This window comes from Enterobacteriaceae endosymbiont of Donacia simplex, assembly GCF_012568645.1.
In the GTDB taxonomy this organism is placed as follows: Bacteria; Pseudomonadota; Gammaproteobacteria; order Enterobacterales; family Enterobacteriaceae.
In genome coordinates, this window is record NZ_CP046192.1 from 428,419 (window position 1) to 450,602 (window position 22,184).

The window sequence follows — 22,184 nt, forward strand, 5'->3', positions numbered from 1 at the left end:
TTTATAATTATAATCATAAAAATATTTTATTAATCAATTTAATTAATTATTAAAATTATGACTAAGGATAAATTTTTGATATAAATTATTATATAATAGGAGTAAAAAATATGATTTCAGGAATTATAGCTTCTCCTGGTATTTGTTTTGGTAAAGCTTTTTTATTAAAGAGAGATAATATTATTATTAATCGTAATAAAATAACTCATAATCAAATAAATATAGAAATTAATAAATTTTTAAATAGTCAAAAAAAATCTATAAAACAAGTAGAAGACATAAAAAAAAAATCATTACAACAAACAAATTCTGAAAAAGAATTAATTCTTGATGGATATATTCTATTTTTAGAAGATGAAGAAATGACTAAAGAAATTATTTTTTTAATAAAAAATAATTTATTATCTGCAGATGCAGCTGTAAATTCAGTTATAAATTCTCAAATTAAAAAATTAAAAAATTTAAATGATGATTATTTAAAAGAAAGAATTTTTGATATTAAAGATATTGGTGATCGTTTAATAAAAAATATTTTAAAATTAAGTATGATTAATTTAAATAAAATAAATGAAAAAGTAATCTTAATTGCAAAAGATCTTACACCATCTGAAACAGCTCAATTAAATTTAAAAAAAATTTTAGGATTTATTACTGATTTAGGAAGTAAAACTTCTCATACTGCTATAATGGCACGTTCATTAGAAATACCAGCAATTGTTGGAACTGGAAACATAACTACTAAAGTTAAAACAAATGATTATATTATTTTAGATAGTATTAATAATAATATTTATATAAACCCTTCTGTAAATATAATTAAAAAAAAAAAAATATTATTTAATAAATATATGATAGAAAAAGAAAAACTTAAAAAAATTAGTAATTTACCAGCTAAAACTAAAGATAATTATCAAATTAAAATATGTGCTAATATAGGATCATTAAAAGAGTTAAGTAATATTAAAGAAAATGGTGCTGATGGCATTGGTTTATATAGAACAGAATTTTTATTTATGAATCGTAATTCTTTACCTACAGAAGAAGAACAATTTTATATTTATAAAACTGTAGCTAAAAAAATGAAGAATAAATCAGTTATTATTAGAACAATGGATATAGGAGGTGATAAAAAAATACCATATATGAATCTACCTAAAGAGGAAAATCCATTTTTAGGTTATAGAGCTATTAGAATAAGTATCGATCGTAAAGATATTTTACACGCACAATTAAGAGCTATTTTAAGAGCATCTATATTTGGTAAATTATATATTATGTTTCCTATGATTATTTCAGTAGAAGAAGTTTTATGTTTGAAGGAAGAATTAAAATATTTAAAAACACAATTACAAAAACAAAAATATGATTTTAATACAAATATTCCTATAGGAATAATGATAGAAACACCTTCTTCGGCTATAATAGCTCATTATTTAATCAAAGAAGTAGATTTTTTTAGTATAGGTACTAATGATTTAACTCAATATACATTAGCTGTTGATCGTGGTAATGATTTAATTTCACATTTATATAATCCTATTCATCCTGCTATACTTTTTTTAATAAAAAAAGTAATAGATGCTTCACATTCAGAAGGAAAATGGACAGGTATGTGTGGAGAATTAGCAAGTGATGAATTTTTTATCCCTGTATTATTAGGTATGGGATTAAATGAATTTAGTATGAGTGCTATTTCCATTCCAAAAATTAAAAATATTATTCGTAATATAGAAATAATTAAAGCTAAAGAATTAGCTAATAATATTTTATTAGAACCTACAATTAAAAATATTAAAGATTTATTAATAAAGTTTAATAAAAAAAAAAAATTTTCTAGAAGGTAAAAAAATGAATATTTTTTCTAATTTTTTTAAAAAAAAAAAACAAATTGAAATGACTAAAATATTTGCTCCTATTTCAGGAAATATAATAGATATAAAAGAAGTTCCTGATATTGTATTTTCTGATAAAATTATAGGAGATGGTATTGCTATTAATCCAACTGGGAATATTATAGTTGCTCCTATTGATGGAGTAATTGGTAAAATATTTGAAACTAATCATGCTTTTTCAATAAAAACGTATAATAAAATTGAGTTATTTGTCCATTTTGGAATTGATACAGTAAATTTAAAAGGTAAAGGGTTTATAAGAAAATTTAATTTAAAAAAAAATAATATAGTAAAAAAAGGTGAAATAATTATTAAAATAGATTTAAATTTTTTAAAAAAAAATGCTAAATCCATATATACTCCTGTAATAATTTCTAATATTGAAAAAATTAATAAAATAAAAAAATATTCAGGAAATGTTATAGCTGGTATTGATCCTATATTAGAAGTTTATAAATAAACTTTTTTAAAAAAATTTTAATAATAAAAAATAATTAATAAAATTGTTAAAATATTTTTTTATAAATATATACGACTATGTGTAATTGCAATTGCTAAGGCATCAGCTGCATCTTGTTGAGGATAGTCATGTAGTTTTAATAATGTAAATATTGTATCTTGTACTTGTTTTTTTTTTGCATTACCAATACCTGCTACAATCATTTTTACTTTACTTGCTGAATATTCAAAAATAGTCAAATTATTATTTACAGCTGATACTATAGCTGCACTTCTTGCATGTCCTAATTTTAAAGCAGAATTTGCATTTTTAGACATAAAAATTTGTTCTATAGCAAAGATATCAGGTTTAAATTTTTTTATTATTTTATTTATATCATTATAAATTACTTTTAATCTGGTAGGAAAATCTTTAATTTTAAAAGTAATAATACAACCACTATCAATATAAATAATTTTATTTTTAAATTTTTTAATTAAACCATATCCTGTAATTCTAGAACCTGGATCAATACCTAAAATTATTGTCATAATATTTTATCTTTTAAATTTTTAAAAATATTTATTTATTAAATATCAGCATCATGATAAATATCTTTTATATCATTATTTTTTTTACATAAATATAAAAAATTTATTAATTTATTTTTTGTAAAAATATCTATTTTTTTTTTTATAAATGGTTCTATAAATAAATTAATTTTTATTGGTTCTATTTTAATTTTTTTTATTTCTTTAGTAAGAAATTTATATTTTATTTTTGAAAAAATGATTTGAATATTTTTTTTATTAAATAAAATATCATCTGCTTGTAATTTTTCTGCTATATCGATAATATAATTTAAATTATGTTTATATGAATATGAAACAAATATTTGTTTTTTAAATATATAATTAACTGCACCTTGTTGTTTTAAACTTCCTCCAATTTTATTTAGCATATTACGTATAAAAGATATAGTTCTATTATGATTATTTGTTAAACATTTAATCATTAATGCAATATTATCAGGACCAAAACCTTCATAATATATTTCTTTTAATAAATTATTATTTTTATTTTTTTTTTCTAAAATATTTTTAATAATTGATCTTTTCATATTATATGATAATGCTTTTTCTATAATTAAACGTAATTTAGAATTATATTGTGGATTAATACTATCTCCTATTTTTATTGCTGAATGTAATTCTTTAATAATTTTAGAAAAAATTTTATCTTTTTTATTATCTTGTAATTTTTTACGATGACGCATATTAGACCATTTACTGTGTCCGGACATACAATTGTATTCCTTTTATTATTAAATTACTATTATCATAAATATGATAAACCTAAATCTTTTAAAAAATTATCATTTATTGTATATGGAGATTTAGTTAATAAACAACTTGCTGATGTAGTTTTTGGAAATGCAATAACATCACGAATATTATTCGTATTAGTTAATAACATGATTAATCTATCTAATCCTAAAGCTATTCCTATATGTGGAGGTGTTCCAAATTTTAAAGCTTCTAAAAAAAAACCAAAATTTTGTTTTTGTATTATTTTATTTATTTGAAGAAAACTAAATATTTTTTTTTGAAGTTTATAATTATTTATTCTTAAAGAACCACTTCCTATTTCATAACCATTAATTACTAAATCATATGAATTAGATATTATTTGAAAAGGATCTTCTTTAAAAAGACTATCTATATTTTTTATAGAGCAGTTTTTTGGAGATGTAAATGGATGATTCATTGAAACTAATTTTCCTATTTTATTTTTTTGAAATAAAGGAAAATCTATTATCCATAATGGAGCCCATTCCTTATTTTTTATAAGATTAAAATCTTTTCCCAATTTTTTTCGTAATTGTCCCATTGAAGATATATTATCATGTATAATTTCTGTTCCAATAAAAATAATATCACCATTATAACAATTATTTTTATAAATAATATTTTTAATTATTTCATTATCTAAATTAATAATAAAATTATTTTTTATGTTTAAAATATTTATTAATTTATTATTATTTACTTGTAATATAGTTAAATCTTTTGTACCATATTTTTTAATAAAATTTATATATTTATTTAAATATTTTATCTTTGTATTATATAAATATTTATTTTTAATAGAAATTGAAATTATTCTATTCTTGTTTCTTTTTTTAAATAAGTTACTTATATTTATAAGTTTTAAATTATTTCTTAAATCAGGTTTATCTGTACCAAAATCTTCCATTGATTTTTTAAAAGTTAAAATTTTAAATTTATTTAAATATATATTTTTTATATCTTTCCATATATAAAAAATCATTTTTTCTATAAAATTTTGAAATTTCTTTAATGTAATAAAAGATACTTCTATATCAATTTGTGTAAATTCTGGTTGACGATCTGAACGTAAATCTTCATCACGGAAACATTTAGCAATTTGATAATAACGATCTAATCCAGCAATCATTAATAATTGTTTAAAAATTTGTGGAGATTGAGGTAATGCATAAAAATTATGTTTATGAATTCTACTTGGTACTAAATAATCTCTTGAACCTTCTGATGTTACATTTGTTAATATAGGAGTTTCAATATTTAAAAACTTTTTTTTTTCTAAAAAAGATCTAATATAACTCATTATATTAGATCTTTTTTTTAAAATTTTAATCATTTTTTTTTTTCTTAAATCTAAATATCTATATTTTAATCTAATTTCTTCTGAATTATTCATATTAAGATCAACAGGCAATGATTTAGATTTATTTAGTATATCTATATTAAAACTAATAATTTCTATCTCTCCAGTTAATAAATTTAAGTTTTTATTTTTTTCCTCTCTTTCTACTATTTTACCTTCTATTTTAACACAAAAATTATTACGTAATGTAGCTGCTATACTATAAGCTATTTTGTATTTAGGTTTAAAAACAGCTTGAATTATACCCTCTCTATCTTTTATATTAACAAAAATTAATTTTCCTAAATTTCTATAACTATCTACCCAACCATAAATAATTATTTCTTTATTTATATGATTTTTATTAATTTCCCCACAATAAATTTTATTTTTCATTTATAAATCCTTTATTAAAAAATAGTTATTATATAACTAAATTAGTTATATATAAAATATATTTTTATAAAATAAAATTTTATTAGATAAAATTTATTATCGTATAGAAAAAATATTAAATAAAATAATTAATAAAGTATTTTATATGTATATAATATACATTATTTTTAATTTTAATAATTTTTTATTTTAAATAATTTTTAATTAATTTAAAATATTAAATAAAATTTGAAAAAAAAATATGATATTGTAATAAATAAAAATAAATAATTTATTTTAATAATTAAATTGTTTAAAATAAAAAATAATAAATTATTTTAGAAAAATTTTTGAAGAAGATAATTTTGTTTTTTTAAATATTATTAATAACTATAATAGTTATATAAAGTGTTAAAATAATAAAATAGGAGATATATGAATATAAAAAAAATTCTTTCAGAAAAAATTCATAAATCTATGATTAAAATAGGTATCCCCGAAAAATATAGTCCAATATTACGTTCATGTAAGAAAAAAACAATAGGACACTATCAAGTTAATGGTATTATATCTGCAGCTATCTATTTAAAAATAAATCCTAATATTTTAGCTACTAAAGTAGTAAAATATTTAAATATAAAAAATATAATATCTAAAATTAAAATATCTAAATTAGGATATATTAATCTTTTTATTAACAATAAGTGGTTATCAAATCAAGTTAATTTATTAATAATGTCTAAAAAATTAGGATTAACAACAAAAATTTTATCTGAAAATATTGTTATTGATTATTCAAGTCCTAATATAGCAAAAGAAATGCATGTAGGTCATTTAAGATCTACAATTATAGGAGATTCTATTGTAAGAATTCTATCTTTTGTTGGTCATAATGTGATTAAATCAAATCATATTGGTGATTGGGGTACACATTTTGGAATAATTATAGCTTTTTTAAATCTTAAAAAAAATAAAAAAATTGATTTATTACTTTCTAATATAGAAAAATTATATAAAAAAGCTCAAAAAAAATATATTAAAGACGTCAATTTTGCAAAAAAATCTAAACTTTATGTAGTTAAATTACAACAAAAGGATATTTATTGTTTAAAAATATGGAAAAAAATAGTTGATATTACTATGAATTATAATTATCAATTATATAAAAAACTTAATGTTAAACTTACATGTCATGATACTATGGGAGAGAGTATATATAATGATATGTTATCAGATATAATCATTGATTTAAAAAAAAAGGGAATAGCCATTAATAATAATGGAGCTGTTGTTGTTCCGATAAAAGGAACAAAAAATATAAAAGGAAAATCAATGGCTGTTATTATTAAAAAAAAAGATGGAGCATATCTTTATGCAACAATAGATATTGCATGTATTAAATATCGTTATGAACAATTTAAAGCTAATAGAATTATTTATTATGTAGATTCACGTCAAAATCAATATTTAAAACAAATTTTTCAAATAGTTAAAAAAGCTAAATATGTACCTTCTAATATGAAATTAGAACATCATATGTTTGGTATGATTTTAAATAAAAAAAATAAACCTTTTAAAACAAGAGAAGGAAATAATATAAAATTAAATGATTTAATAAAAGAGTCTATTATTAGAGCTAAAAACATAATTATTAAAAAAAATCCTTTTATTAAAAAAGAAATATTAGAAGAATTGTCTCATATTATTGGTATTGGAGCAATAAAATATGCCGATCTATCTAAAAATAGAATAAACAATTATATTTTTAATTGGGATAAAATGTTATCTTTAGATGGAAATACATCTTTATATATTCAATATGCTTATGTAAGAGCTTTTTCTTTATTAAAAAAATCTAATATTAATTTAACAAAATTTTTAAATTTAGAAATTAATTTCATTACTCATTATGAATTTAATCTTGTTATATCATTTTTAGATTTTGAAGAAATTATTTTTAAAATTGTTGAAAAAGGTACTCCACATATATTATGTAATTGGTTATATAATATTACGGTATTATTTACTTCATTTTATGAAAATTGTAACATTTTAAATTTAAAAGATGATATGCTAAAAATTAGCAGATTAAAAATAGTTTTTTTAACATCTTTATTTTTAAAAAAAGGATTATATTTATTAGGAATAAAAACTACAAATAAAATATAAAAAATAGATATATTTTTTTTTAAAAAAATATTACTGTTTAATTTAGTATATAAAATTTTTTATTTTAGATAATTTATGTTAAAAAAAAAAGTTATAGTTGCAATGTCTGGTGGAATAGATTCTTCTTTTACTGCTTGGTTATTAAAAAAACAAAATTATCAAGTAGAAGGATTATTTATGAAAAATTGGGAAGAAGATGATATAAATAATACTTGTAATTTTAAAAAAGATTTGCATGACGCGGAAAACATTTGTAAAAAATTAAAAATTCGTCTACATAAAATTAATTTTTCATCTGAATATTGGGATTATGTATTTAAAAAATTTCTTCTTGAATATAAAAAAGGAAATACCCCAAACCCTGATATTTTATGTAATAAAATTATTAAATTTAAATATTTTATGAATTTTGCTATTAATAACTTAGGAGCTGATTTTATCAGTACAGGTCATTATGTACGTCGTAAAAAAATAAAAAATAATTTTTTTTTATTAAAAGGAATTGATTCTAATAAAGATCAAAGTTATTTTTTATATACAATAAAAGAAAAACAATTAAAAAAAATTTTATTTCCTATAGGTGGATTAAAAAAAACAGAAGTAAGATATTTTGCAAATAAACTAAAATTTGTTAATGCTAATAAAAAAGATTCTACTGGAATTTGTTTTATAGGTGAAAAGAATTTTCCTAATTTTTTAAATAAATATATATCTTCTCAACCAGGTAATATAGTTAATATTAATGGAAAAATTATCGGTAAACATAAAGGATTAATTCATTATACTATAGGACAAAGAAAAGGTATTGGAATAGGAGGTTCTGTTTATTTCAAAAATAAACCATGGTATGTTTATAAAAAAAATATAAAAAAAAATATCTTAGTTACAATACAAGGTAGAAAAAATTTGTATTTATATTTTATTGGATTAATAGTAAAAGAAATTAATTGGATTAACTTTATACCAAAAGATATAAAAAAAAAATATACGGTTAAAACTAGATATAGACAGAAAGAAGTTAAGTGTAAAATTATCTTTTTAAAAAAAAATAAAATTAAAGTATATTTATATAATCCTATTTCTTGTATTACAAAAGGACAATCAGCTGTATTTTATTATGGACAAATTTGTTTAGGAGGTGGAATTATTGAAAAAGGAATCCCATTAATTTAACTAAAATAAATTTTTTTAATATTTTTTATATAGAGTATTGTTATGGAAAAAAAAAATTTTAAAAAAATACTAATTAATTTAATTAATATTAATAAGTCATTTTTAGGTAAAAAAATTATTTCTAATTTAAACTTAAGTATTAATGATGGAGAATTTATTACTTTATTAGGACCTTCTGGCTCTGGTAAAACAACTATTATACGTTTAATAGCCGGTTTAGAAAAAGTTGATAGTGGTTATATTTTTCTAAATCAAAAAGAAATAACAAAATATCCAGCAGAACAAAGACAAATAAATACTGTTTTTCAAAGTTATGCATTATTTCCTCATATGTCTGTTTTTGATAATATAGCTTTTGGGTTAAGAATGCAAAAAAAGACAAATAAAGAAATAAATAATAAAGTTGCAAAAATTTTAGATATAGTACAATTAAAAAATTTTATAAATAATAAACCACACGAACTATCTGGAGGTCAACAACAAAGAGTTGCAATAGCAAGAGCTGTAATTAATAAACCAAGAATATTATTATTAGATGAATCATTATCAGCATTAGATTATAGATTACGTAAAAAAATGCAAAATGAATTAAAAGCTTTACAAAGAAAATTAGGTATTACTTTTATATTTGTTACCCATAATCAAGAAGAAGCTTTAAGTATTTCAGATCGTATTATTTTATTACGTAATGGTAAAATAGAACAAGATGGTACTCCTAGGGAAATATATGAAGAACCTAAAAATTTATTTGTTGCTAAATTTATAGGGGATATAAATATTTTTAACGCTAAAATTTTACAAAAATTTGATAATAATCAAGTATTAGCTAATTTAGAAGGTTATATATGTAATATTAAAGTTCCATTTCCAATTATTATTGGGGAAAAAATACATGTCTTATTAAGACCAGAAGATCTAAGAATTAAAAAGATTAATAATAAAACTGATTTAACTACAGGTTTAATTGGTTATATAAAAGAAAAAAATTATAAAGGAATGACTTTAGAATCTATCTTAAAACTTAATAATGGGAAAATTATTACTGTAAGTCAATTTTTTAATGAAAATGATCATTACATTGAACATTCTTTAAATCAAAAAATGTTAATTAATTGGGTAGAAACATGGGAGGTTGTATTACCTTATGAAAAAAATAATGAAATATATTAAAAAAATTATAATTTTTATAATTATTAGTTGGTTATTTTTATTTATTTTATTACCTAATATAATAATAATTATCATTAGTTTTTTAAAAAAAGGAAATTATAATTTATTTATATTTAGATTTTCTTTTAATAATTATGTAAATTTATTTAATTTTCTATACATTAAAATCTTTATAAATTCTTTATTTATTTCCTTTATTACAACATTTATATGTCTTTTAATAGGTTATCCTTTTGCATGGTGTTTAACAAAAATATCTAATAAAAAAAAATCTTTAATGTTATTTTTCTTATTTTTACCATTTTGGGTTAATTCATTAATTAGAATATATTGTTTAAAAATATTTTTAGGAGTTAATGGTTGGTTAAATAATATTTTACTTTATTTTAAAATTATTAATTCTCCTATTCATATAATTTATACTTCTACTGCCGTTATACTAGGATTAGTATATATTTTACTCCCTTTTATGATAGTACCTATATATTCTAGTCTTGAAAAATTAGATAAATTTTGTATAGAAGCAGCAAAAGATTTAGGTGCCCAATCTTGGAAAATATTTTTTCATATTATAATACCTTTAACTACATCAGGTATTATTGCAGGATGTCTTTTAGTTTTTTTACCTAGTATGGGTATGTTTTATATTTCTGATTTAATGGGGGGATCTAAAAATTTATTAATTGGAAATATTATTAAAAACCAATTTTTAAACATTAGAGATTGGCCATTAGGAGCTGCTACTAGTACAATAGTAACATTATTTACGGGTATATTTTTAATATTATATTTTAAAACTATTAATTTTTTAAATAAAAAGGAATTTAAAAAAAATGTTTAAACATATTTGTAGAATTATTTTTATAAATCTAATTTATTTTTGTTTTTATATACCTATTATTTTATTAATAATCAATTCTTTTAATTCATCACGTTTTGGTATTATATGGCAAGGATTTAGTACTAAATGGTACAAATTAATTATACATAATTATTCTTTATTAGAAGTAACATATCATTCTTTATGTATTGGTTTTATTACTGCTACTTTTACAACATTTATCGGATTATTAACTGCATTATCATTATACCATTATAATATACATATTAAATCGTTTATAAATACTTTATTATTTATAGTAATTATTTCTCCTGACATTGTAATGGGTATTTCTTTGTTATTATTATTTATTTTATTTAATTTTTCTTTAGGTTTTTGGTCTTTATTATTTTCACATATTACATTTTGTCTTCCATATGTAGTTATAACTATTCATTCTAGATTACAAGATTTTGACAATCGTATAATAGAAGTTGCAAAAGATTTAGGTGCTAGTGAAATAATTATTTTAACAAAAATTATCTTTCCAATTATATCTCCAACTATTATTTCTAGTTGGTTATTGAGTTTTGCTTTATCTATGGATGATATAACTATATCAACTTTTGTCACAGGTCCTGAATATGAAATATTACCTTTAAAAATTTATTCAATGTCAAAAATAGGTATTACACCGGAAATTAATGTTCTGGCAACAATATTAATAATTATATCTTTATTTTTAGTTATTATGAGTAGAATTATTTTAGGAAGATATAAAACATATAATCAAATTACATCTTTATTAGATTAGTTTTTTTATTTTAAAATAATTATTTTTGACATTTATAACATAGAAATGTACTTCTATTTCTTTGAAATATTCTAATAATTTTTGTTTTACATATTGGACATAATTTATCTTTTTTAGCATATACAGAAAAATATTTAGAAAAATTTCCAGTATTATTATTAGGTAATTTATAATTATTTATAGTAGAACCTCCATATTTTATGGATCTATATAAAATATATTTGATATTTTTAACTAATATGTTAATTTCTTGTAAATTTAAAGTATTTGATATACGAATCGGTGATATTTTCGATAAAAATAAAGATTCATTAGCATATATATTACCTATTCCTGTCACAATTTTATTATCCATTAATAATATTTTAATAGCAATATTTTTTTTTTTTGTATATTTATATAAATATAAACTATTAAAATTATTTTTTAATGGTTCAGGTCCTAATTTTTTTAAAAATATATTTTTTTGATAATTTTTTATTTCCCATAACCAAAATCCAAATTTTCTAATATCTGTATATCTTAAAATTAAATGATTATCTATAATTAGATCAATATGGTCATGTTTATGATATAAATTAATATTTTTATTATTAATAATAGATAATATACCTGTCATACCTAAATGTATAATAATTGTATTTTTTAATAGAATTATTATTATATATCTACCTCTTCTTTTAACATCTAAAATTTTTTGATTATTAATTGTAATAATATTATTAGGAACAACATATTTTAATTTCTTAGTTCTAATTATAGAATAATTAATTATTTTTCCTTTTAATAAAGATTTTAGCATATTTTTAATTACTTCTACTTCAGGTAATTCAGGCATAATTTTTATTTACCAATACAAAATTGAGAAAAAATATTATTTAATAGATCTTTAGAATAGAATTTTCCAGTAATAGAATCTAATTCTTTTTGTATTAATCTGAAATCTTCAGATAATAATTCTATAGAATTTGTATTTAAAAAATTATTTTTTCCTTTTATAAGATATTTATAGATATTATTTAAAGAATTTAAATGTCTTTCTTTTGCTGTAAATTGATCTTCATTTGTATTAGTATATATAATTTTTTTTTTTATAAAATTCATTAAAATTGAAATTCCTTTTTTAGTTTTAGTAGATATTTTTATAATTGTATAATTATTATTATATATTATTCCAGGAATATTATTTGTTATATCAATTTTATTACGTATTATAATTATAGGAATTTTTTTAATAAATTTTTTTAAATATTTTTTTATAATTTGAAATAAATGTTTTTCTGATATTTTATCTTCTATTATAAAAAATAAATAATTAGAATTTTTAATTTCTTTAAGAGTTTTTTGAATACCTAATATTTCAATTTGATTATCAGTATCTCTGATACCAGCAGTATCTATAATTTCAACAGGAACTGAATTTATATAAATATTTTCATGTAAAATATCTCTAGTTGTTCCAGGAATATTAGTAACTATAGAAACATTTTTATTAGTAATTAAATTCATTAAGCTAGATTTACCAGCATTAGGAGGACCAATTAATATTATTTTAATTCCTTCTTTAATTTTAATACCATTTGTTACATATTTTATAATATTTATTAAAATTTTTAATAATTTTTCTATTTTTATCAAAATTTTTTTACAAAAAAGAGCAAAATTAATTTCATAATCAAATTCAAGAAAAGATTCTATTTGACTTCTTAAATTAATAATTATTTTTTTAAGTTCTTTTAATAATAAAGAAAATTTACCATTCATTAAATTCATTGCTGAAAATACAGCTGCTTTTGAATTAGCAGAAATAATATCAGAAATTGCCTCTGCTTGAGTTAAATCAAATTTCTTATTTAAAAAAGCTCTTTTAGAAAATTCTCCTGGAGATGCCATTTTAATTCCAGAAATATTTAATATGTTATTGATTAATAAATCTAATAATATAGGGTTTCCATGACATTGAATTTCTAAAATATCTTCTCCAGTAAAAGAATTAGGTTTTGGAAACCAAATTACTATACCTTTATCTATAATCTTATTTTTATAAAAAAAAGGTAAGTAATGTGCATATCTTGGTTTAAGATAATTTAATTTTAATGTATATTTTATTACATTTATTACTTTATCTCCAGATATTCTTATAACTCCTATACTTCCCTGTCCCAAAGGAGTTGCTCTTGCAATTATCGTATATTTTTTTGTTTCCATAATTTAAATAATAAAATAGTTATGTTTAATAATATTTATTTTGTATTGTATAAAAAATCCATTTTTGTTGTAAGATAGTTATTAAGTTATTAACTATATAATATAAAACTAATCCTGAAGGAAGCCATAAAAAAAATAAACTAAAAATAATAGGTATTATATATGTAAATTTTTCTTGTATACTATCTTTATTAAAACTATTCTGAGAAATTTTTTGGATTATTAACATAGTAATACTCATTATAATTGGTAAAATATAATATGGATCTTGTGATGATAAATCTTTTATCCAAAAAATAAATGAAGCATGCCTTAATTCTACAGAATTAGTTAATGTATAATATAAAGACAAAAAAATAGGCATTTGTATAATAAAAGGTATAAATCCAGATAATGGATTTAAATTTTCTTTTTTATATAATGAAATTATTTCTTTGGTAAATTTTTCTTTGTTATCGCCAAAAATTTCTTTAATTTTTTTAATTTTTGGTTGTAAAAAATTCATTTTAGCAATAGCTATATATTGTTGTTTTGATAAAGGATATGTTAATATTCTTATAATTAGAGTAATTATAATTATTGAAAAACCCCAATTTCCTATTAAATTAAATAATAAATTCAATAATTGAAATAATGGTTTTGATAAAAAACCAAAAAAACCATAATCTATAGTTAAATCTAAAAAAGGTGCAATTTTAGACATTTTTTCTTGAATTTTAGGACCTATCCATAATTTAGATGAAAAGTTATATTTTTTCCCAGGTAAAATTAAATAATTAGCAGATTTAAAACCAATACTAATAACATTAGTAAACAATTTTTTTATATATATAGTATTTTTTTTTGGAAGTTTAGGAATAATCCAAACTGAAGTAAAATATTGTTGTAACATAGCTATCCACCCAGAATTAGCAGAAATATTTATTTTTTTATTTTTTAAAATATTAGAAAATTTATATTTTTTAAATTTATTATTTTCTGTAGAAACAGCTACATTATTAAACATATTAGTAGAAATATTATTTTGTTGGTGATCTAAATATTTTTTAGGAGTATAACTAGATTTATCTATTTGACCAAATATACCTAAACGAATAGGTTTTTTACTTTTATTAAAAATCTGATGACTAATATTTACTAAATAAGTGTCTTTTGTAAAAGAAAATATTTTTATATACAAAATATTTTTTTTTATAAAAAATAAAGGTATTTTTAATATATTTTTATTTTTTTTAAAATTAAAATTATATGATTTTGAAAAAAATTTAAAATCTTGATTAAAAAATTTATTTTTTTTTAAATTATTTTTTTGGACTATACCACTTTTTATTTGATAAATAAAATCACAATTTTTTCTTAATAAAGTAAAAAATTTTTTAGAATTTAATTTATCTAAATAATCTAATAGTTGTACTTTTTCAATAGTACCTCCATAAGGATTAATTTGTAAGAGAAATTTATTAGTTTTTACTAAAATATTATTATTTTTAGTAATATTGGAAATATTTTTATATTTATTATCTATATTTATTATATTTTCATTAATAACTGGTTTTGTGTTATTTTTAATATAACTATATATTTTTTGCCAATTACCTAAAATAACAACACTACATAAACAAAAAATAATTATAATAATATTATTTTTTGAATTCATTATTTTATGCTCATTTAAATTTATTTGATATTAAAAATAATTATAACTTAAAAATAATAATTATTTTAAAAAAAATTATTTTATTTTAAAAAAATTCCATATATTTTCTAAATATTTTTTTAAAAAAAAATTATTTATTTTTAAAATATTTTTATTATTTATAATAATAATATAATCCATAATAATAAATGAATATTGATTCAAACGAAAATATTCACGTATAGTTCTTTTAAATTTATTTCTCAAGTTTGTTTTTTGAATTATTTTTTTAGGAATAATAATACCTATACGAGAATATTGCATATAATTTATCTTACTTAAAATAGTATAATATTTATTATTTGATTTAATAGGATTATTAAATACAAAATTAAAATCTAATGAAGTTAAACGTTTTTTTTTAGAAAAATTTAAATTATTCATTTTTATTTTAATCTTTTGTCTGAAATACTTAAATACATACGATTTTTACTACGACGACGATTTATTATTTTTCTACCATTTTTTGTTTTCATTCTATTTCTAAATCCATGAGATCTTTTTTTTTTTAATACAGATGGTTGAAAAGTACGTTTCATAAAATTTATATTTATACATATTTTAAATAAATTAATTATTACATAAAATTTGTATTTTATATATCATTTTTTAATTTAGATAATTAAAAATTTAATTATGTTATAATTATAAAAAAAATTTTATTATAATTTTTTATAAAATATAAAATAATGGAAAATAATATTATTATTAATCGTGAACTATTAATTAAACCATTAAAACATGTAACAAATATTATTAATAATAAATCTATACATCCTATTATTAATAATATTTTAATAAAAATTATGGATAATGGAATAATTTTATTTAAAAGTACTAATTTAGAAATTGAAATCACATCATTTATTAAAAATAAAAATAATAAAAAAAAATATTCAGTTATACTTCAAGGAAAAAAATTTTATAATATATGTCGTAGTTTACCTAAAAATACTGAAATAACAATATTATTTAGTAATAATAAAGCAATTATATCATCAAAAAATTGTTTTTTTAAAATATCTACTTTACCGGTAGATAATTTTCCTACTATAGATTTTATAAAATATGATATAGATTTTAATATTAAAGATAAGATAATAAAAAAATTTATATATGCTACTTATTTTTCAATAGCAGATAATGATGTAAGAAAATATTTAAACGGTTTATTATTACAAATTAAAAATAATATTTTAAATATTGTATCTACTGACGGACATAGATTATCTATTTACACTTATATTATAAATAAAAAAATTATTGATTATTATGTTATAATTCCTAAAAAAAGTATTTTTGAATTATTTAAACTACTTAATAATACTGATGAACTAATTAATATTAGAATTAATCGTAATAATATTTGTTTTGTTTTTAATAATTTAAAATTTATATCTAAGTTAATTGAAAGTAATTTTCCTAATTATAAAAAAATTATACCGAAATTTTTTTATAAAGTAATAAAAATTAATCGTATAGAATTAAAAAATTCTTTAAATAGAATATCTATTCTAGTTAATGAAAGAACTAAAGGAATAACATTATTATTTAATAATAATTATTTAAAAATATTTAGTAGTAATATTAATAATGAAAGAGTTGAAGAAACATTAGAAATAGAAAAACATAATAATAGTGAAGAATATAATATTAATATATCATTAAATATTAATTATTTAATTAATGTTATTAATGTCTTAGAAAGTAGTATTATTAAAATTTCTTTTACTAATAATATTTCTAGTATTCAAATAGAAGATAATTATGAAAAAAATAAAATTTATTTAATTATGCCAATGAAAATTTAAAAATTGTATTATTTTTTATAAAAAAATGAGAGTTAAATTTGAAAAATAAATATTATGATTCATCAAGCATTCAAATTTTAAAAGGATTAGATGCAGTTAAAAAAAGACCAGGAATGTATATTGGAAATACAGATGATGGTACCGGACTCCATCATATGGTATTTGAGGTTATAGATAATGCTATAGATGAATCTCTTTCTGGTTATTGTAAAAATATAAATATTATTATTTATAACGATAATTCTATTTCTATTAGTGACGATGGAAGAGGTATCCCTACAGATATTCATAAAGAAGCTAAAATATCAGCAGCGGAAGTAATTATGACTATATTACATTCGGGCGGTAAATTTAATAATAAATCTTATAAATTATCAGGAGGATTACATGGTGTAGGTATTTCTGTAGTAAATGCATTATCTAAAAAATTAAAGTTAATTATTAAAAGAAATGGAAAATTATATAAACAATTATATTATTATGGAGTACCACAAAATAAATTACAAATTATTGGTATAAGTAAAACTACAGGCACTAAAATTAGATTTTGGCCAAATTATAATATATTTACAAATATTCAGACTTTTAACTATAAAATTTTATCTAAAAGATTAAGAGAATTATCATTTTTAAATTCAGGATTATTTATTTCAATTAATGATACTAGAAATAATAAATATAATTCATTTAAATATTATGGAGGTATAAAAGAATTTATTAAATATTTAAATCAAAATAATAGTCTTATCCATAAAAATATTTTTTATTGCCATAAAAAAAGTAATAAAGTAAATATAGAAATTGTTATGCAATGGAATAATTCTTTTAAAGAAAAAATATATTGTTTTACAAATAATATACCACAAGAAAATGGAGGAACTCATTTATCTGGATTAAAATCAGCTATAACACGTACAATTAATTTATATGTAGATAAAGAAGGTTATAATAAAAAAAAAAATATAAATATAACAGGAGAAGATACAAGAGAAGGTTTAATTGCAATTATATCTATTAAAATATCAAATCCTAAATTTTCTTCTCAAACTAAAGATAAATTAATTTCATCAGAAATAAAATCTTTAGTAGAATGTTATGTTAATCAACAACTAATGTTTTTTTTATTAGAAAATCCTAGTGATTCTAAAAAAATAATAGAAAAAATAATACATGCGGCAAAAATAAGAGATTTAGCAAGAAAAACAAAAGATATTATAAAAAATCAAAACATCCTTAGTATATCTAGATTACCAGGTAAATTATCTGATTGTCAAGAAAATAATCCAAAATTATCTGAAATTTATTTAGTAGAAGGTGATTCTGCAGGAGGATCAGCAAAACAAGGTAGAAATAGAAAAAATCAAGCAATTTTACCTTTAAAAGGTAAAATTCTTAATGTAGAAAAAGCTGGATTTAACAAAATTATTTCTTCTCAAGAAATAATTACATTAATTACTGCTTTAGGTTGTAATATCTATTCTGGAAAATATAATTTAGATAAATTAAGATATCATAATATTATTATAATGACAGATGCAGATGTAGATGGAGCACATATTCGTACTTTATTATTAACATTTTTTTATCGTCAAATGCCTAAAATTATAGAAAAAGGATATATATATATTGCACAACCTCCATTATATAGAATCAAAAAAGGTAATCAAAAATTATATATTAAAAATAATGAAGAAATGGAAATTTTTACATTAAATATAGCTTTAAATAAAGCTATATTTTTTTTTAAAAATACAAAAAAAATATTATCAGATAAAAAATTACGAATATTAGTTAATGAATATAATATTATAAAAAAAAATATAAAAACTTCAAAATATATTTTTTCTAATAAAATATTAGATGCAATATTATATAATATAAAATTAGAAAAATTAAATAATTATGATAATGTAAATTTATGGATAAATAATTTATTACTATTTTTAAATAAAAAATATAATAATGTTGATTATTCAGGAAATATATATAAAAATATACAGAAAAATATTTTTGAACCAATAATTTATGAAAATAAATATGGTAATACACATAAATATTTATTAAATTATAATTTTTTTATTAGTGATGAATATAAAAAAATATGTTTATTAGGTAATAAATTAATTTCCTTAAAGGAAAAAAAAATTTTTCGTGTAGAAAAAGGTAAAAAATATCAATATATTAACTCTTTTGAAGAAGGCTTAGAATGGTTATTAAAAGAATCAAAAAAAAGTTTTACTGTGCAAAGATATAAAGGATTAGGTGAAATGAATCCTAGTCAATTATGGGAAACTACTATGAATCCCTTAACTAGAAATATGTTAAAAGTAACAATTAAAGATGCAATAAAAGCAGATAAATTATTTTCTACTCTTATGGGTGATGAAGTTGAACCTAGAAGACTATTTATAAAAAATAATGCTTTAAAAGTAACTAATATTGATATTTAATATATTAATTTAAAGAATAATATTTATAAATAATAATAAAAATTTTTTATAAAACATAATTTATGAAAAAATAGATTAATAATTATATAAATCAACAGATTGAAATTTTTTATCTATATTTTTTTCATAATTATCTACTATTTTTTTATTTATTAATCCTTGTTCAATTTCTCTTAATGCTAAAATAGTAGTTTTATCATTTTTTTCAGGTAATAACGGAATTTTACCTCTGATTTGAATTTGTCTTGCTCTTTTAGATGCTATTATAATTAAATCAAATCTATTACCTATTTTTTTAACAGCTTTTTCTACAGTTACTCTAGCCATAACTAATAAACCATTTTATATAAAAAAATTAATAAATTAAATTATTAATTTTATTTAAAGTAATATAATATTAAATATGTTAATTATTATATCATGTTTTTTTAAAACATAAAATTTTAATATTTTAAAACATTTTTTATATTTTAAGGAAATTATTGTATGAATTTTAATAATATACCTTCTGGTAAAAATATTCCTAATGATATTAATGTAATTATTGAAATATCTTCTAATTCTAATGGGATAAAATATGAAGTTGATAAAAAATATGGAATATTATTCGTAGATCGATTTATAAATATACCTATATTTTATCCATTTAATTATGGATATATAAATAATACTTTATCTTTAGACAAAGATCCATTAGATGTATTAGTAATAACTAAATATTCAATTATACCAGGATCTGTAATAAGATGTCGTCCTATAGGTTTATTAAATATGCAGGATGAATCTGGAGATGATAAAAAAATAATTGCAGTACCACATGATAAAATTTCTCAAGAATTTGCTTTAATAAAAGATATAAATGATTTATCTATATTATTACAAAAACAGATTATATATTTTTTTAAACATTATAAAGATTTAGAACCAAAAAAATGGTGTCAAGTAAATGATTGGGGAGATATTTTTCAAGCAAAAAAGGAAATTTTACTTTCTATAAAAAGATTTCAACAGAAAAATAATATTAATTAATATTCTATAAATTTATATTATTATTTTATTAAATTAAAATTTATTATATTTATTTTATCAATATAAATATTAAGTTTGTTAATATATAAAATATTAATATACTCTTTATGAAAAATTTTTAAATAATATATTATTTATATTATTAATTTATTAAGGAAATAAGATGTCTAAAATAAAAAAAATAGTAGGTAGAGAAATTATTGATTCTAGAGGATATCCTACTATTGAAGCGGAAGTACATTTAAATAATAATATAATTGGTATGGCTTCCGTTCCTTCTGGAGCATCAACAGGTTCTAAAGAAGCAATAGAATTGCGTGATGGAAATAAAAAAAGATTTTTAGGTAAAGGAGTTTTAAAATCTGTTAAAATTATTAATACTATTTTTAATAAATATTTAATTAATCAAAATTCATTAAATCAATCAAATATTGATGAAATCATGATTAATCTAGATAATACTGAAAATAAATCTAATTTTGGAGCTAATACAATTTTAGCTGTTTCTTTAGCTAATGCTAGAGCTTCTGCATTATTTAACAATATTCCATTATTTCAATATATTAGTAATATTAATCATACAGAAAAAAAATTTTTTATGCCATTACCAATGATTAATATTATTAATGGTGGTAAACATGCTAATAATAATTTAGATATACAAGAATTTATGATTCAACCTATTAGTGCTAAAAATATAAAAGAAGCTATACGTTATGGTGCAGAAGTATTTCATCATTTATTTATTGTACTAAAAAAGAATAAATTAATTACTTCTGTTGGAGATGAAGGTGGTTATGCTCCAAATTTAAAAAATAATAGTGAAGCATTTAACATGATGTCAGAAGCAGTTAATAACGCCGGTCTTGTTCTTGGAAAAGATATTACTTTTGCAATTGATTGTGCTGCTTCAGAATTATTTTATAATAATAAATATTATTTAAATAGTGAGAATCTTAATCTTTCTTCAAAAGAATTTACAAAATTTTTATATAATTTAATTAAGAAATATCCTATTACTTCTATAGAAGATGGTTTAGATGAAAATGATTGGAATGGTTTTATATATCAAACAAAAATATTAGGTAATAAAATACAATTAGTAGGAGATGATTTATTTGTTACTAATAAAAAATATTTAAAAAAAGGTATCAAAAATAAAGTTGCTAATGCTATTTTAATAAAATTAAATCAAATTGGATCTCTTACAGAAACATTAGCAACTATTAAAATAGCTAAAAAAGCAGGGTATAAAATTATTATTTCACATAGATCTGGAGAAACAGAGGATACATTTATTTCAGATTTAGCTGTAGGAACAAATGCTGATCAAATTAAAACGGGTTCAATGAGTCGTTCGGATCGAAATGCAAAATATAATCAATTAATTAGAATTGAAGAAAAATTGTAAATTATTTTTATAAACTATGTTGTGTATATATACAACATA

The 22,184-nt window shown here is 18.6% G+C and carries 20 protein-coding genes; 11 read left to right on the top strand and 9 right to left on the bottom strand.

The window, feature by feature from the left end; translation table 11 throughout:
* Positions 1 to 110 precede the first annotated feature (110 nt).
* Together ptsI and crr are read left to right on the top strand one after the other, a co-directional pair.
* Positions 111 to 1,844, top strand: a complete 1,734-nt coding sequence (ptsI, locus tag GJU00_RS02080) for a phosphoenolpyruvate-protein phosphotransferase PtsI (RefSeq protein ID WP_168893647.1) — start codon at positions 111 to 113, stop codon at positions 1,842 to 1,844.
* Positions 1,845 to 1,848: 4 nt separating this feature from the next.
* Entirely contained in the window at positions 1,849 to 2,352 is a 504-nt protein-coding gene (crr, locus tag GJU00_RS02085; RefSeq protein ID WP_168893648.1) for a PTS glucose transporter subunit IIA, read from the top strand.
* 59 nt (positions 2,353 to 2,411) lie between these two features.
* On the opposite strand, the gene ruvC is transcribed toward crr, so the two are convergent.
* From ruvC to aspS, 3 genes are read right to left on the bottom strand one after another with little or no spacing between them, the layout of a single operon-like run.
* Positions 2,412 to 2,882 (bottom strand): crossover junction endodeoxyribonuclease RuvC, encoded by a 471-nt coding sequence (gene ruvC, locus GJU00_RS02090; RefSeq protein WP_168893649.1) that lies wholly within the window; start codon positions 2,880 to 2,882, stop codon positions 2,412 to 2,414.
* Between the two features lie 38 nt (positions 2,883 to 2,920).
* Positions 2,921 to 3,634 carry a YebC/PmpR family DNA-binding transcriptional regulator gene (locus tag GJU00_RS02095; protein WP_168893650.1) on the bottom strand — a complete coding sequence of 238 codons (714 nt, stop codon included), beginning with the start codon at positions 3,632 to 3,634 and terminating at the stop codon, positions 2,921 to 2,923.
* A gap of 35 nt (positions 3,635 to 3,669) precedes the next feature.
* On the bottom strand, positions 3,670 to 5,415 hold the full coding sequence (gene aspS / locus GJU00_RS02100) for an aspartate--tRNA ligase (RefSeq protein WP_168893651.1): 1,746 nt from the start codon (positions 5,413 to 5,415) through the stop codon (positions 3,670 to 3,672).
* 414 nt (positions 5,416 to 5,829) lie between these two features.
* On the opposite strand from aspS, the gene argS reads away from it, so the two are divergent.
* From argS to potC, 5 genes are all read left to right on the top strand, one after another.
* Complete coding sequence (gene argS / locus GJU00_RS02105; RefSeq protein ID WP_168893652.1) at positions 5,830 to 7,563, top strand: arginine--tRNA ligase; 1,734 nt, start codon at positions 5,830 to 5,832, stop codon at positions 7,561 to 7,563.
* A gap of 75 nt (positions 7,564 to 7,638) precedes the next feature.
* Positions 7,639 to 8,736 carry a tRNA 2-thiouridine(34) synthase MnmA gene (gene mnmA, locus GJU00_RS02110; protein ID WP_168893653.1) on the top strand — a complete coding sequence of 366 codons (1,098 nt, stop codon included), beginning with the start codon at positions 7,639 to 7,641 and terminating at the stop codon, positions 8,734 to 8,736.
* Between the two features lie 42 nt (positions 8,737 to 8,778).
* Entirely contained in the window at positions 8,779 to 9,906 is a 1,128-nt protein-coding gene (potA, locus tag GJU00_RS02115) for a spermidine/putrescine ABC transporter ATP-binding protein PotA (protein ID WP_168893654.1), read from the top strand.
* A complete protein-coding gene (gene potB, locus GJU00_RS02120; RefSeq protein WP_168893655.1) occupies positions 9,881 to 10,747 on the top strand; it encodes a spermidine/putrescine ABC transporter permease PotB in 867 nt (288 codons plus the stop codon). The genes potA and potB overlap by 26 nt, the downstream gene beginning before the upstream one ends.
* On the top strand, positions 10,740 to 11,540 hold the full coding sequence (gene potC, locus GJU00_RS02125; RefSeq protein WP_168893656.1) for a spermidine/putrescine ABC transporter permease PotC: 801 nt from the start codon (positions 10,740 to 10,742) through the stop codon (positions 11,538 to 11,540). Before potB ends, potC begins: the two co-directional genes overlap by 8 nt.
* A 19-nt stretch (positions 11,541 to 11,559) precedes the next feature.
* Here potC and mutM read toward each other — a convergent pair whose 3' ends face one another.
* From mutM to rpmH, 5 genes are all read right to left on the bottom strand, one after another.
* On the bottom strand, positions 11,560 to 12,378 hold the full coding sequence (gene mutM, locus GJU00_RS02130; RefSeq protein ID WP_168893657.1) for a bifunctional DNA-formamidopyrimidine glycosylase/DNA-(apurinic or apyrimidinic site) lyase: 819 nt from the start codon (positions 12,376 to 12,378) through the stop codon (positions 11,560 to 11,562).
* A gap of 5 nt (positions 12,379 to 12,383) precedes the next feature.
* A complete protein-coding gene (gene mnmE / locus GJU00_RS02135) occupies positions 12,384 to 13,748 on the bottom strand; it encodes a tRNA uridine-5-carboxymethylaminomethyl(34) synthesis GTPase MnmE (RefSeq protein WP_168893658.1) in 1,365 nt (454 codons plus the stop codon).
* A gap of 25 nt (positions 13,749 to 13,773) precedes the next feature.
* The gene (gene yidC, locus GJU00_RS02140) at positions 13,774 to 15,405 is read right to left on the bottom strand and encodes a membrane protein insertase YidC (RefSeq protein ID WP_168893659.1); all 1,632 of its coding nucleotides are present in this window, start codon (positions 15,403 to 15,405) and stop codon (positions 13,774 to 13,776) included.
* A 75-nt stretch (positions 15,406 to 15,480) separates the two neighbouring features.
* Positions 15,481 to 15,828 carry a ribonuclease P protein component gene (rnpA, locus tag GJU00_RS02145; RefSeq protein WP_168893660.1) on the bottom strand — a complete coding sequence of 116 codons (348 nt, stop codon included), beginning with the start codon at positions 15,826 to 15,828 and terminating at the stop codon, positions 15,481 to 15,483.
* A 2-nt stretch (positions 15,829 to 15,830) separates the two neighbouring features.
* Positions 15,831 to 15,983, bottom strand: coding sequence for a 50S ribosomal protein L34 (gene rpmH, locus GJU00_RS02150; RefSeq protein WP_168893661.1), 153 nt, complete (start codon positions 15,981 to 15,983; stop codon positions 15,831 to 15,833).
* 150 nt (positions 15,984 to 16,133) lie between these two features.
* On the opposite strand from rpmH, the gene dnaN reads away from it, so the two are divergent.
* The gene (dnaN, locus tag GJU00_RS02155) at positions 16,134 to 17,255 is read left to right on the top strand and encodes a DNA polymerase III subunit beta (RefSeq protein WP_168893662.1); all 1,122 of its coding nucleotides are present in this window, start codon (positions 16,134 to 16,136) and stop codon (positions 17,253 to 17,255) included.
* A gap of 38 nt (positions 17,256 to 17,293) precedes the next feature.
* Positions 17,294 to 19,705 (top strand): DNA topoisomerase (ATP-hydrolyzing) subunit B, encoded by a 2,412-nt coding sequence (gyrB, locus tag GJU00_RS02160; protein WP_168893663.1) that lies wholly within the window; start codon positions 17,294 to 17,296, stop codon positions 19,703 to 19,705.
* Positions 19,706 to 19,780: 75 nt separating this feature from the next.
* On the opposite strand, the gene rpoZ is transcribed toward gyrB, so the two are convergent.
* A complete protein-coding gene (rpoZ, locus tag GJU00_RS02165; RefSeq protein WP_168893664.1) occupies positions 19,781 to 20,032 on the bottom strand; it encodes a DNA-directed RNA polymerase subunit omega in 252 nt (83 codons plus the stop codon).
* A gap of 159 nt (positions 20,033 to 20,191) precedes the next feature.
* Between rpoZ and ppa the strand changes: the two genes are divergently transcribed.
* Together ppa and eno are read left to right on the top strand one after the other, a co-directional pair.
* Positions 20,192 to 20,734, top strand: a complete 543-nt coding sequence (gene ppa, locus GJU00_RS02170; protein WP_168893665.1) for an inorganic diphosphatase — start codon at positions 20,192 to 20,194, stop codon at positions 20,732 to 20,734.
* Positions 20,735 to 20,897: 163 nt separating this feature from the next.
* Entirely contained in the window at positions 20,898 to 22,145 is a 1,248-nt protein-coding gene (gene eno / locus GJU00_RS02175) for a phosphopyruvate hydratase (protein WP_168893666.1), read from the top strand.
* The last annotated feature ends 39 nt before the right edge of the window (positions 22,146 to 22,184 follow it).

Coding starts and splice junctions, on each gene's coding strand:
- rnpA (WP_168893660.1), bottom strand. CDS start 15,828: ATGAATAATTTAAATTTTTCTAAAAAAAAACGTTTAACTTCATTAGAT.
- mnmA (WP_168893653.1), top strand. CDS start 7,639: ATGTTAAAAAAAAAAGTTATAGTTGCAATGTCTGGTGGAATAGATTCT.
- aspS (WP_168893651.1), bottom strand. CDS start 5,415: ATGAAAAATAAAATTTATTGTGGGGAAATTAATAAAAATCATATAAAT.
- ppa (WP_168893665.1), top strand. CDS start 20,192: ATGAATTTTAATAATATACCTTCTGGTAAAAATATTCCTAATGATATT.
- mutM (WP_168893657.1), bottom strand. CDS start 12,378: ATGCCTGAATTACCTGAAGTAGAAGTAATTAAAAATATGCTAAAATCT.
- eno (WP_168893666.1), top strand. CDS start 20,898: ATGTCTAAAATAAAAAAAATAGTAGGTAGAGAAATTATTGATTCTAGA.
- dnaN (WP_168893662.1), top strand. CDS start 16,134: ATGGAAAATAATATTATTATTAATCGTGAACTATTAATTAAACCATTA.
- potC (WP_168893656.1), top strand. CDS start 10,740: ATGTTTAAACATATTTGTAGAATTATTTTTATAAATCTAATTTATTTT.
- potB (WP_168893655.1), top strand. CDS start 9,881: ATGAAAAAAATAATGAAATATATTAAAAAAATTATAATTTTTATAATT.
- GJU00_RS02095 (WP_168893650.1), bottom strand. CDS start 3,634: ATGTCCGGACACAGTAAATGGTCTAATATGCGTCATCGTAAAAAATTA.
- potA (WP_168893654.1), top strand. CDS start 8,779: ATGGAAAAAAAAAATTTTAAAAAAATACTAATTAATTTAATTAATATT.
- rpmH (WP_168893661.1), bottom strand. CDS start 15,983: ATGAAACGTACTTTTCAACCATCTGTATTAAAAAAAAAAAGATCTCAT.
- ptsI (WP_168893647.1), top strand. CDS start 111: ATGATTTCAGGAATTATAGCTTCTCCTGGTATTTGTTTTGGTAAAGCT.
- ruvC (WP_168893649.1), bottom strand. CDS start 2,882: ATGACAATAATTTTAGGTATTGATCCAGGTTCTAGAATTACAGGATAT.
- crr (WP_168893648.1), top strand. CDS start 1,849: ATGAATATTTTTTCTAATTTTTTTAAAAAAAAAAAACAAATTGAAATG.
- argS (WP_168893652.1), top strand. CDS start 5,830: ATGAATATAAAAAAAATTCTTTCAGAAAAAATTCATAAATCTATGATT.
- rpoZ (WP_168893664.1), bottom strand. CDS start 20,032: ATGGCTAGAGTAACTGTAGAAAAAGCTGTTAAAAAAATAGGTAATAGA.
- yidC (WP_168893659.1), bottom strand. CDS start 15,405: ATGAATTCAAAAAATAATATTATTATAATTATTTTTTGTTTATGTAGT.
- mnmE (WP_168893658.1), bottom strand. CDS start 13,748: ATGGAAACAAAAAAATATACGATAATTGCAAGAGCAACTCCTTTGGGA.